At 37.5% G+C, this 12,889-nt stretch carries 11 protein-coding genes; 4 read left to right on the top strand and 7 right to left on the bottom strand.

The features are described 5' to 3' along the window. Positions 1-50: 50 nt before the first annotated feature. The 4 genes from LEP1GSC202_RS07310 to LEP1GSC202_RS07295 form a co-directional block, all read right to left on the bottom strand. Entirely contained in the window at positions 51-902 is an 852-nt protein-coding gene (locus LEP1GSC202_RS07310; RefSeq protein WP_015677191.1) for a hypothetical protein, read from the bottom strand. After that, positions 899-1,675, bottom strand: coding sequence for an enoyl-CoA hydratase/isomerase family protein (locus tag LEP1GSC202_RS07305; RefSeq protein WP_015676597.1), 777 nt, complete (start codon positions 1,673-1,675; stop codon positions 899-901). The genes LEP1GSC202_RS07310 and LEP1GSC202_RS07305 overlap by 4 nt, the downstream gene beginning before the upstream one ends. Position 1,676: 1 nt before the next feature. Next, positions 1,677-3,725, bottom strand: a complete 2,049-nt coding sequence (locus LEP1GSC202_RS07300; protein WP_015677490.1) for an AMP-dependent synthetase/ligase — start codon at positions 3,723-3,725, stop codon at positions 1,677-1,679. A gap of 68 nt (positions 3,726-3,793) precedes the next feature. Further along, positions 3,794-4,006, bottom strand: a complete 213-nt coding sequence (locus tag LEP1GSC202_RS07295) for a hypothetical protein (RefSeq protein ID WP_425256014.1) — start codon at positions 4,004-4,006, stop codon at positions 3,794-3,796. Positions 4,007-4,170: 164 nt separating this feature from the next. Here LEP1GSC202_RS07295 and LEP1GSC202_RS07290 point away from each other — a divergent pair, with 164 nt between their 5' ends. Both LEP1GSC202_RS07290 and LEP1GSC202_RS07285 read left to right on the top strand, forming a co-directional pair. Then, the gene (locus tag LEP1GSC202_RS07290) at positions 4,171-4,401 is read left to right on the top strand and encodes a hypothetical protein (protein ID WP_015677063.1); all 231 of its coding nucleotides are present in this window, start codon (positions 4,171-4,173) and stop codon (positions 4,399-4,401) included. An 85-nt stretch (positions 4,402-4,486) separates the two neighbouring features. Next, entirely contained in the window at positions 4,487-6,154 is a 1,668-nt protein-coding gene (locus LEP1GSC202_RS07285) for a MutS-related protein (protein WP_015676477.1), read from the top strand. 17 nt (positions 6,155-6,171) lie between these two features. Here LEP1GSC202_RS07285 and LEP1GSC202_RS19445 read toward each other — a convergent pair whose 3' ends face one another. After that, positions 6,172-6,603, bottom strand: coding sequence for a hypothetical protein (locus LEP1GSC202_RS19445; RefSeq protein ID WP_015677284.1), 432 nt, complete (start codon positions 6,601-6,603; stop codon positions 6,172-6,174). A 72-nt stretch (positions 6,604-6,675) separates the two neighbouring features. Next, positions 6,676-7,662 carry a hypothetical protein gene (locus LEP1GSC202_RS07280; RefSeq protein ID WP_167321697.1) on the bottom strand — a complete coding sequence of 329 codons (987 nt, stop codon included), beginning with the start codon at positions 7,660-7,662 and terminating at the stop codon, positions 6,676-6,678. 284 nt (positions 7,663-7,946) lie between these two features. Between LEP1GSC202_RS07280 and LEP1GSC202_RS07270 the strand changes: the two genes are divergently transcribed. Beyond that, positions 7,947-8,987: an SH3 domain-containing protein gene (locus LEP1GSC202_RS07270; RefSeq protein WP_015677346.1), complete on the top strand. Its 1,041-nt coding sequence runs from the start codon at positions 7,947-7,949 to the stop codon at positions 8,985-8,987. 9 nt (positions 8,988-8,996) lie between these two features. After that, positions 8,997-10,688, top strand: coding sequence for a hypothetical protein (locus tag LEP1GSC202_RS07265; RefSeq protein WP_015676770.1), 1,692 nt, complete (start codon positions 8,997-8,999; stop codon positions 10,686-10,688). A gap of 32 nt (positions 10,689-10,720) precedes the next feature. Here the strand turns inward: LEP1GSC202_RS07265 and LEP1GSC202_RS07260 are convergent, their stop codons facing one another. Beyond that, positions 10,721-12,889, bottom strand: coding sequence for an AsmA family protein (locus LEP1GSC202_RS07260; RefSeq protein WP_039928331.1), 2,169 nt, complete (start codon positions 12,887-12,889; stop codon positions 10,721-10,723).

Here is a 12,889-nt window from a genome sequence, read left to right as displayed (position 1 = left end):
TATCTTAGACAAAGTTTCTAATTCTTAAGGATTGGTTTTAATCTCTTTTCTTAGCTAAAAGAACGACTGTAAGCAATGAGTGTCAGAATCGCCCAAATCAATTGGAATGGGATGGTAATGGCATCCCAAAGGAAGGCAAAAGGCAAAACAGGATACCACGTAACATTCATTCCAAACTTATCTATAGAATTGATTTCCATATACCGCTGCAGAAGGAATCCATATTTTTTTGTGTTGATTCGGTACATCTTTCCTACGGTTCCTTTTTCATCCACTAGCGCAACAATGAGAGAGTCATCTGTAGGTTGTTTGGGAATGCGAATGGTTTTTCGAATTTTTGTTTGGCAAACATCACAAAGTGCCAATCGGAAAGAATGCGGATCCTGACTCGTTTCGATAGGAATCGATTCATAACAAGTTTTACCCGACTTTAATTCAAGACAAATGCCAAAGGAATTTTCATATTCCACATATTCTATTTCTTTGGGAATCCCCGTGTAATCATCAATCGATAATTTGTATACAACAGAGAACTCCTTGGATCGATACAGAGACCAAGAATGGTTGTATGACTTTGGTTGGAAATAGATGCCACCATTACGCGAGGTTTCCCCTGGGTTTGTGATCTCTCTCATATCCAATTTGTCTAGTTGGCTATCTGGGTGAGGTGCAAACCAAGTATTCGAACTCCGATCCCATCCATTGAGGGCAGGCTTGTATGTTGTCCCATCTTTTGTTTTCAATTCCGTGGATTCAAAGAGTAAATCATAGTCAGGATGGATAAGCTTTACAGAATCCAAATGATGGATTTGGGTAGAAACAAGTTTTGACCTCTTAATGACTGCTTTTGTGGCACAATTTAAAAAAATCATGACCACAAATACAATCACAAGTCGCATCATGTGGAAAACTTTGGTCTACGTTTTTCTATGAGAGACAAAAACCCTTCTTGCCCATCAGGAGATAAAATCACCTTGGTAAAGAGGTCTGCATCTAATTGGAATAAAGATTCCATTTGGGCGCGGTATGGTTCACGTAGTGCAGTTTTCATCCCTCGGCTTGAGTTGTAGGTGAGTTTGGAAAGGGATTCGGCAAATTTCATCGCTTCTGGATACAAATCTTCTGCACTAAAAAGCTCATCCACAAGGCCAATTTCTTTTGCCTCAGGACCTTTGATTTGTTTCCCCGTAAAAAGTAAATCCCTTGTGGCTTTCACACCAACTAAGTCTTGCAATACGATCGTCGGGATGGAAGGAAAGTTTAGACCCACAATTGCTTCGGAGAAACCAATCCTTCCTCCTTTGTCCACCATATAACGATAATCTGAAAAGAGAGCAAATACTGCTCCTGCTGCCATACAATGTCCATTGATCACAGCGATCGTAGGAACCGGGAAATGGAAATAGGTTTGCGCAGTTCGTAACAACTGTTCCACAGAACGCCTAACATCCGATTCCTGTTTTCCATACATGAGAGTGGGTTCAATCCCATTGGAAAAAAACTGAGTTTGTGCGGAGGTAAAAAGCAAAACACGCAAATTAGGATTATTTGCGTGTTTGTTTAAAATTTGTTGGAATAATACAAATACTTCAAAATCAAAAGTGTTCTTTTCATTCGACTGCATCTTGATTTCCAAGATGCGGTCTCCATGAAAGATCTCTGCAAAAGGAGTCATATTAACTGTTTTTGTAGAGCTCCAAAATTCTGTCTTTGTATTTTTCAGTGATCACATGGCGTTTCATCTTCATAAGGTTTGTGAGTTCATCCCCTACTTCAAATGGTTTTGTGATGAGAGTCACATACTGAACTTGTTCGAAGTTTTTGAAACCAGTTTTAACACTGTTAAAATTACGTACTTCCTTTTTATAAAACTCCACAACCTTTGGATGGACTATGAGTTTCTCAGGAGCTTTTTCTGAGATCCCATTTTCTTCAGCCCAAGGGATAAGAGCATCAAAGTCAGGAACAATGATGGCACCCAAAACCTTTTGGTCTTGTCCAACAACCATCGATTGTTTGATGTAAGGTGATTCATCAATTTTGTTTTCGATTGGTACAGGTTCTACGTTTTCACCACCAAGTAACACAATGGTATCCTTCGCACGACCGGTGAGTGTCAGTGTCTTTTTGAAGTTGATCATTCCGATGTCACCAGTGTTCATCCAATTGTCTACGATGGTTTTTTTCGTAGTTTCTGGATTTTTGTAATACCCTTTCATCACTTGTGGTCCTTTTAAATGAACCACACCTTTCACACCTAACTTCCCAAAGATGATATTCTTTTTGTCGTCAATATGACAAAGGACATTCCCGGCATCATCACGGATTTGGACTTGGCTGAGGGGAACAATATCACCGACAGAACCCATAATTGGCCGATCAAACGTTCGGGCAGAAATCACAGGCCCTGTTTCCGTCATCCCATACCCTTCGAGTACCGTGATCCCAATGTCCATAAAGAAAGCATCTACGTGTTTTTGTAAGGCCCCACCACCCGACAAGGTAGCACGCAAATGGCCTCCAGTTGCTTGTCTGATTTTGGAAAGCACAATACGATCCAAGGTTAAACTATTAAACAAAACTCCAAGTCCCGCGAGGACATATAACGGAGTTTTCAATGGACTTTCTTCTGGAACCAAAAACTGCGAAGTTAGGAGAGACAGGATCGTCACAGTGAAAGGACCAGTTAACAAAAGTTTTACAATCGATACAATGGACAAAACCAAGGATTGTAAAATATTACGTCCTTCGTAATCCACTTCCCAACCTTTGAGAAATCGAATTGCCGCATGGTAGTGTTTTGAGAAAAAGTAAGCCACTTTAAACAAAAACCTTCTGACTGGAGGGGTTTGTTTTGGGTCATTGATACGGGTGTAAATCCCATTATAAATGCTTTCCCAAACCCGAGGTGCAGAAGCCATAAAAGTAGGCCTTGCTTTTTGGATGTCATTACGAAGTTCGGTGACCTTTGTGTAATATGTGGAACCACCATTGATGATGGCAAAGTATTCCACAACACGTTCAAAGATATGCCAAACAGGCAAGATGGACAACATACGATCGTCAGGTGTTACTTTTGCAACGCGAGGGACTACATAATGCATTTGGTGGATCATGTTGGAATGCATGAGCATCACACCTTTTGGCATACCAGTGGTTCCTGAAGTATAAATCAGAGTGTACAAATCATCTGGTTTGATTCCAGACATTCGTTTTTCCGCTTCTCGTTTTCCTTTGGAACGAAGTTCCCTTCCTTTTTCCAAAAGATCGTAAAAATGTAAGATCCCAGCACCTGACTTTAATTTGGTGTCTTTGTCCATGATGATGACGGTTTTTACCGATTTCACTTGGGACTTGTTATTTTTGTATTTTTCGTATACCTTATCGTTTTCTAAAAAAACAACTTTGGCTTCTGAGTGATTTAAAATGTAAACGATTTCCGAATCTGTGATGTCCGAACCTCGAGGAACGTTTGCCGCTCCAGCAGTTAACACGGCACAATCGGCGATGATCCATTCCACTCGGTTGTCAGCAAGAACGCCAACATGTTCCCTTGCTTTTACACCCAAATCAATAAGGGCTTCAGCAAGTGCGATACCATCTTCGTAAAGTTGTTTATAGGTAAGGGCTTGGTAATCCTTCTGCGCATTTTTATACCAAAATGCTGGTCTTGGACCAAATTTTTCTGCGGATTCCTTATAAACTTCTGCTAGGTTATTTGCCATATCTCTCCATCTAAAAGCGGTCTTTATGATAGACCCTACTTTCAGATGGTCAAGAGAAATTTAGGCAATTAGTCCCAGTGGAACCCTTCGCGTTGGTGTCCTTTTTTCAAATGTCGTTTGCGAATTTCGCGAAGTTTGGTCATTTGTGCGAGGTTGAGTAGGTTACGTGCCGCAAGTCCCTTTTGTGGGAGAAGGGATTCGTCTTGCGTATTGGCAAAAAACTGGTTGGTCTTCACAAAGGAGCTTTTAAACTCCAAATTCATATCAGGATAGAAATCCATACAAGCCTCCGTGCTTTCCGGTTTCTGGGGTATCTGTTTTTGAAGGGCCCACCATCCGTGGTAAGTAGCCTTCCCCCGATATATGTATCGCCGAAAAATGAATATCCTGAAGCAAAAAATTTTGCTTGTACTATTTTTTTTTCTCTGATTTTTGGTATTCGTTCATGACAATTCGATTGGAAAATTCTACAGGAAGACGAAGTGGGCGCTTCGTTGCTTATGAGTATGGAGAAGACCTATTTGGCACTCTATACTTAAATAAGTTTTCCGGTCGAGGAAAAGGGCGTCTCATCGACAAATGGAGATTAAATGACTTAGGAAGTCTCATCCGAGTCCTTGATACTGAGATTTCTCGAAGGGAAGAAGAAAATTACGAACGACCACTTTTCCACTAATCCACGGTATACTTTCCTAAATCTTAGGAAAAAAAAATACAAATCCAAGATCCAATTTTTATCCAAACGACTTCGAATTGTTAGTTTGATTCGTCTCTTCACATTTTTTGTTTTTGTTTCTGCCATTAGCGTTTGTTATTTGGCAAAACTTTCTTGGTTGGAATATTTACTTTCTCTTTTTCCACTATTACCTTTCATTTATTTAGTTCGATTGTATGCGCGCAGGAAATTACAACTTCAATTTGCCAAAAAAACATTTCATTTCATTGAGGAAGAAATCCACAGGCTTACAGGTGAGTTTAAAAAAATCAAAACTAGAGAAATTTGGGAATACCCGGTTCCGGTTAGGAACCATCCACTTTCCATCGATTTGGACCTTTGCACCAAACAAGGATTTTTGGGAGTTTTTGATATTACCATCACAGAATCCGGTTTCCATAATTATTTGTACCGTTTTTTACAAGAACCAAATGGATTGGTGGGAGAACCAAAACCAAATCTAGGGTTAGTGGAACAAATCTTAAAACAAAGGAATTATCCATTTCAATTGATGCGAAAATTTTTGGTTTTAGATGGAGAACCCAATGAAAAATTCGCCTTACCCCAAGTGAACCAAAGTTCTTCTTTTTGGGAGAAACGAAATTGGTTACGATGGATTTTTCCCATTTGGGGAGTGTTTTCACCCATGTATATGTCAGTGGGATTATTATTTGATCTTCCACTCATACCCTTTCTTTTTCTCATCAATGGACTTTTGTTTTTAAATTACAGGAAAGAGTCCTTATTGTATTGGAAGGAAATCAAAGCACTTAGTACGGCCTCGGTACGTTTCCAAAAAACATTTTTGTTTTTATCGAAAAATCGTAAAACCACCAAATCAATGTTAACTAAAATTAGTAAACTTGGTGATTCTGCGGAACTTCTGGTATCTCCTCTCCCCCATTTGGTATTGAATTTAATTTTTTTATGGGACCTTTGGAAAATCCAATCCCTTATCAAATGGAAACTCAAATTTTCGGAAGATTGGAACCGTATGCAAAACCAAATCATTGGTATGGATTCGATCCTTCCATTCGTTAATTTTGGTTACATCCACCCAGAAGCAAACTTTCCTAACATATCCAACCAAAAATCACTCAAAGCAGATTCTTTGGTCCATCCCATGCTCCCTGAAACGAACCGTGTGTTTAATCCCCTACCGGAAATGAAACCTGGTGATCTGATGATTGTCACTGGTTCCAATATGAGCGGAAAAACAACATATCTGAGATCGATCGCCATGTCGTTGTTACTTGCAGGATCAGGTGCACCTGTGTTGGGCAAAAAATTTGAACAGTTCGATTTCCAAATCCACACTTTGATCCGTTCCCAAGATTCGATGGAAGATGGAGTATCCTTTTTTTATTCCGAAGTGCGAAGGCTTTCCTCCATCATCCAAAATGCAAATGGATCCAAAAAAATTCCGATTTTGTTTTTGGATGAAATTCTAAAGGGAACCAATTCCAAAGAAAGATTCATTGCGACTCGCGAAATCTTATCTGTCTTACGCGAAAAAAACTGCATTGTATTTTTAACAACCCATGACTTAAAACTGGCTGATATACCTTGGGCAAAACGATTCCACTTTACCGAACTCGAATTGGATGGCAAAATGGATTTCGACTACAAAATCCGAAGTGGGGTTTCTACTTCCACAAATGCTTTAAAGATCTTAAAAAAAGAAGGGATTCCGATTCGAAGCGAAGCAGAGTAACCTTTGTTTCACACTTCCTAAGGTTTGAATCGAGTCACAAAACTATTTAAGGTAGCACTTCCTTTAGGGATAATTGCATCAGGGATATCTGTTGTGCTCATACCTAAAGCTGTATAGGATCCATCACAATGCCTTTGAAAGGAAGTAATGTTAGTACCATTTGTATAATAACGTGTTAACTCAGTAAAATTAGATTTGTTCACTTCAGAGATATAACCAGTAGATACACTGCTTTGTATCCTTGCACCAGACAAGATATAACGATCCAAGTTTTGATCCAATAATCTGGCTGTGCCATGGGTTAAATATTCTATTCCACTATAAATGAAACTGGAATAGTTTTGATTTCCAGAACCATCTAACGAAAAAAATTGGGTAGCATCTCCATTTAAAGGGTTTGGGTGGTTAAGGCCACTCGATATAACAGCATCACCATACGTAGTTCCCAAAACAAAACTTGCATCGGCAAAAGCTAAATCAGAAATAAAAAATAATTCGGTTGGATTTGCCCCATCTCCTACCTAACGATGCCATTGGTAGGCAAAATTTTGGTCTAACTTCATAACAAGTTTTGTATTAAGCGCAGGCTTTGAATTTTTTCCATTTGGGTAACTCACACTTAAATCAGTTGCACTTGTGCTAACACTTGTAGTCAGATAAAAACCAGATCCATTCGGAATTTCTGTGATCTTAATAGGCCGATACAATGTGACGTCACCCGGAATTTGATACACTTTCGTCCAAATCGTTTGGCCATCATAAGAAAGTTTTCGAATGAAGAAATCTTGGCCTGAATAAGTTCCATTTAATGTTCCATTATCAGTTAAACCATCTACCGTGTTTCCAAAAAGGTAAAGTCCTGATCCATCTTGACTGTCGATGACTGATCCTAACTCTGTATCGGAACCATTCACAGAATTGTTGATATAAGTTGTCCAAATAAACTCACCGTTTTGATTGAGTTTTCCGACAACCGAATTGCCGTCGGTACCAATTGCACCAGCAAATGGATGTTTAACGGATTGTAATAGAGCATTCGTTCTAAGGAAAAAATAAATTCCATCATTTTCGCGATACAAAATATCAAAACGTCCATCCGCACGATTCCCGACATAGTTAAACCAGTCTAACTGACCATTCGGATTTTTTTTAGTGATAAAAAAATTGATATCAGAACCAGGAGTTCCTATAAAACCAACACCACCTCCTGGAAAGTTGAACTGGGATTGTCCAATCGAATAACTATTATAGTTCCGATCCACTTGAATCCCAAACCCTAAGGTTGTGCCACTCGTGGCTGTGCCAACAAAACTATCCCATCGCCCAGGTGCTGGTTTGCAGGAATTACAGGCTTCGTAAACTCCGAGGAAACAATTTACAACTGCATTTTCAAAGTAACTTCTTGAGTTAGGGTCAGAAGGGTTGTTGAGAATGAGAGGTTTACAAAACGCAAGAAAGGACAAAAACACAAGAAGTATAAGAGATCGATTGTTCTGATATTGTTTCACAAAAGCCAAAGGATTTCTTGCAACGAGTGCCCATCTCTTTCGATATTTTTTATCCATACTCATGGTAAAACAAATATCGAATTAAAAAATGGCCATTACAAGGAAATTTTTTATTAACTAAATGAAAATACAATGACCTTTCGATTGGATTTTCGTGGAGTTCATCCCAGACATGCAACTCACACAGGTTTGTTCCATTTTTCCTTCGAATGAATCCTTGACAAAGATAGAAAATTCCAGAACATTTGGTGAATTCTGGCAATTGCCAATGACTGGAGTGTTACGTGAAGAAAGGGTTCACATTTTTATTTTTAACTTTAAGTTTCCAACTGTATGCAGGTGATCTAAAAGACGATCTCAAATCTGCAAGTAGTGATGCTGATAAAATTTCCGTTTTAGCCGAAATGGGTAAATCGGGAGAAGCAAAATATGTAAAACCAATGACAGAACAATTGGAAAAAGGAGAATCCAGTAAAATCCGTGCCCAGGCTGCAACTTCCCTCGGTGAACTCAAGGCAGGAATCAACGAATTACACAAAGCCTATGACAATGATGATGTTTATGTAAGAGAGGCTTCCATAGAAGCTTTGGCAAAAATTGGAAATGCAAAATCCCAATCTTACTTTGAAAAAGGGGCCAAAGATAAAAACGAAAAAATTCGTTTTTTTAGCGTTCAAGGATTGTCAAAAGTTGGAAGGAGTGGAAATGCACCTATCTTTCGTAATGCGATCGAATGGAAAGACAAACCAACTCAACTGGCAGCCATTCGTGGCTTAGGGAATATCAACGCTTGGGACGAGTGGAAGTATGTAAAACCATTTTGTTCAAATGCGGACAAAGACTTTGTCATGGCTTGTTTGTATAGTGCGGGAAAATTTAAAACTGATGAATCGTTAAGCGCGATTGAATCTCTCCTACCAAGCCCTGATACAGAAATCAGCAAAGAAGCATTTGATGCGATTTCCAATTTCAAACCAGCACAAGTCATTCCTACTTTGATTCGATTTAAGAAATCGAACCCAAATCATCCGAATTTGTCTGACTTAAGTGCTAACTTAAAAAAATTAAAAGCAGCAAAACAATACGCGATTATCAACGTGTCTGATCGTTTGAATTTACGTTCTAAGGCTAACGAACGATCGGAAGTCATCACGGGTCTTCCTGGAAATGCAGTTGTCGAAATTGTTTCAAGAGAACCACGTAAGTACATCATCACCAATAGCAAAGGCGAAGAAATGGAAGACTTTTGGTATCAAGTGAAAACAAGTGACGGTAAAAAAGGATATTTGTTTGGTGAATACATCCATGTTGTGGATAGCTACTAAGGAATTCACATGAAACGATCCAATCCTATCATTGGTACATTGATTCTTTTATCAGCTGTGGTTCTTATGAACTGCAGCAAAAAAAAAGTAGAGAACTTTACGGTTCCCAAAAAAATCTTCTTCGTTGATCCAAAAGATACAATCGACGTACTACAATCCGAAGAACCTTTGGCTGAAAAAGTAGGATCAATTGGCGATTCAGATGCTGTAAAAATACTATCGTTAATTTCTTATGAAAAAAATGATATGGTATACAAAACATACCAAATCAAATGCCCTACTTCTATCAAACATAAGTGTAAAACGGAATTTGGTTACATTAGAGAATTTGATGTTGCTGGAAACGATTTTCTAAAATCATCTTCCAATGCTTCAGTCAAAAAAAAGATGATTGTTGTATCAGAAGAGGAATACACTGAAAGTAATGGAATCAAAAAACTCCTGCTTGATCCGAAGTCAGTTAAGGACTCCCTTGAATTAAACAATTTCACAATCTTTCAATTTTTGTTACAATCATTGGTTTCTTCAACCGATGACCAACTTCAAAAAATAGAAGAACTGTACCAAATCGTAAAACTCGTTGAAAACCCTTCCAGGGAAGACCAATATGTAACTGCTCTTAAAAAGAAGTATCCTGTACTTTCGCAAGTAGACGAAGCAGGTGCCATCTCATCAGTGAAAACAAATAACGATTTTGATCAAAAATTAACGGAACAACGAAACGATCTTATCAATTCCTTTATAGCTGGATTTCCATTACGATCATCCACCTTCAAAGGGTTAGTTGGGCAGTTCAATAAACTTAAAAATTACCCATACCTTTCTGAAAAAGTTTTCGAGTATTTGTCTAAAGAAGGAGTTTATTCAGTTTCTGGTTTCGAAACTCAGTATTTGGTTCAGACAGATTCTGGTAACCTTGCACTAGAAAAATTAAAGAAACTGGAACAAAGTTTGGATCCAACCAAAACAGTTGCAACCTTTGAAATTTTGCAAGACTCCGGTACCAATTTCCGTATCAAATTACAAATTTTGGATGGATTGGGAAATGTTTCAAAAGAAGAGATTCAAACGATTCTTTCCTTATCAGCAGAAGAATCTGGAAATTCGTTGGGATTCAAAGTCAAAACGGATAAACAAGATTTTATTTTATCTCCGTTGGAAACAACACCTAATTTGCTAATTGCAGGCCAAGGTTTCAAAGAATATGTAAAAGGTATTCCCAATGATTACAAAGACATCATCAAAAACAATGAATATGACAAAGCCAAAATGTTACTCGCTGTAAAATTTGGTGAAGGTGGGTTTGATGAAAAATTAGGAAAGATGGTCTACGTTTTATACTCTAACAACCGATATTGGATGATGTTGGACTTGTTTCGATTCAATCCGAATGTGAAACGAAATCGGGATTATGAAGGCACACTCGATACTTCTTTTTCAATTGATGAAAATAATTGTATATCCACTAGCAAATGGAGACAACCAAAAGGAGAATTATACATTACTGGAATCGAAAGGAGTTGTTACTCTGAATACGAAGAAGAGATAGAAGCATCTGAAAAATTATGTTTTTATGAAGGTGGTTCTAAATACTTCCAAATCGAGTTTTCACCTTCCGAATTACGATCCGACAAACCCAAAGTGGATTTTAAATATGAAGATTCTGGGGTTTGTGAAGCCATCCAGTACATTATGCAATAACAATAGTTATATAGAAGGAAAAATCAATGGCTTCATTCGTTGGTTTTTTCTTCTTTTTTCTCTTCTTCTTCTTTTCCACCAAACAAGTATTTAATGCCACTCCAACTTTTTTGAACACCATTTGTTACATTGTCTACAGCTTTATTCACATACTCGGACATTGCAGAACCTGCAATCCCACCTACAGCGGCTCCAGCAGGACTTGCTAAAAAAATAGTACCTGCATAAACGGAACCCAACCATATCGGATCAATAAAAGGAGTGGATACACCATAAGTTCCGCGATAGATAATTGGAAGTTTTAAAGCCTTACCCGCAACTCCAGGAAATGCAATTGTAAACTTCATATCAATTGATTTGTTGAAGCCAATCTTACCACCTCCAGAACCCGCAATTCCATCTGCTTTCAAAACAAAGTTTCTTACATCAATGTTTTCTTTTGCATATAAAAAATCAAATTTGAGTTCGTTATAGGGTGTCGCACGACTAAAATCAATTTTCTTTAAGTTAATGATACTACCAATTGAACTAATTGGTTTCAAAATGTTTGTATAACTTAATAATTCTCCATTTTTAGCGTTTATATTTCCTGTTATCTGTAAATTGGACAATAAACCATCTTCCGTATCCGATGGAGAAGAAAGTATGAATTCCGAATCTAAATTACCAGTAATTGGTGAAATTTTAAATATATCAGAAAGTAAAGGAGCTATACTTGCATGTTGGATTTCTCCCTTTAGTGTCAATCCAACTGGATTGACCCAGCTAAAGTTACCATTCCCAATTGCAACACCGTTATAGGCTCTTAATTCATATCGGTTGATGTTCAATTTTCTCTTTGCATAATGCACATTTAATTTTAATGAATCAGCTTTGAAATCCACCACAGTCAAATTTCGTAAATGAAAATTCAAATATACATTCATCCGATTCGCATACCCAGTACTAGGAATATCTCGGGTCAAAATAGATTTTTCAAAATCAGGATCTGCCCAAATTTTAATCACCTTAATGATACTTGGGACATCAAGGTAATCAGAACTTCCTTCAAAAGAAATCGTAGGAGAGAGGGGAGGTTTTAGAAAATTAACAAAACCAGAACCATACAATTTTGATTTACCTTTCCATTCGACGATAATATTTGCAAATGATAGTTTATCTTCAATACTATCATAATGCATTAAAGTGGAAACATGACCATCAGCAAATGTTTTCCCATCTTTTAATGCTAAATCTTGAATGTGCATTCGCTCAACTACTGCATAAATTTTTGCCGCATCACGTTTGTAAAATGGGATTGTTCCAGAAGTTTTTGCAAATCGTAAATCACCTCTTGTAAAAATAATTAAAATATCGTGTAAATCGGTGCCTTTCAAATTTTGGAAGGTAAACTCACCTTCTACTCGTAAGGATTCATACGTCATTTTATCTTCCGAAAACAAAAGATCAGTACTCAACGAAATAGGTTCGTTATTTAGTTTGCCATAAATATAGAAATCCAAATTCCGAAGGTCTTTATCTAATTGAAAGGTGGCACCCCAAAGGTATAAATTGATATTCCTTGAATATAATCTGTCTTCAAATAATATCGTAATGTTTTTGATTTCGATGAGATTAACAAAGTTAGCAAAGGTTTTGGAAAAATATAAATCAATGGTTTTATCTACATTTTCTCCTTTTACGTCGGAAGGGTTTGTAACCTTCTGATTTTTGGTTTTGGAAGGTGTTTGTGAATTAATGTTTCCAGATTGATTTGCGTTGGCATTTGAATTTGTTTCTAAATTTGGTTTGGTTGTGATCCTTTCAAATAAAGGAAAGGATTCATCTTTTTCTCGGGTGATCTCAACGGTGCCCGTATTTAAATACACCTTCCTAATTTCCAATGGCTTTCCAACAAATACACCGTAGTAAACTTCGATACGAAGTTTTTGCACATGGATGAGCTCATCATCAAATTTGGATACAGTTACATCATTCAATTCAATCCCAGGAAACGGGAAAAAAACAGGTTCAGAACTTTTATAATTCACATTGAGTTCTGTGATTTTATATGTCGTTTCAAGGATTAAATTTTTGTAATAGTCAGGATCAGCTAACAAAGGATACAATATAAAAAACATTGTCATGGAGATGACAAAAATACCGGTTAAAAGGATTTTTCCGATTACACCTTTGATTGTATCACGTAGCGACAACTTCAC

Source organism: Leptospira yanagawae serovar Saopaulo str. Sao Paulo = ATCC 700523, assembly GCF_000332475.2.
Lineage (GTDB): Bacteria > Spirochaetota > Leptospiria > Leptospirales > Leptospiraceae > Leptospira_A > Leptospira_A yanagawae.
The sequence above is the reverse complement of the archived record's forward strand: the minus strand, read 5'-3'. Positions and strand labels throughout refer to the sequence as shown.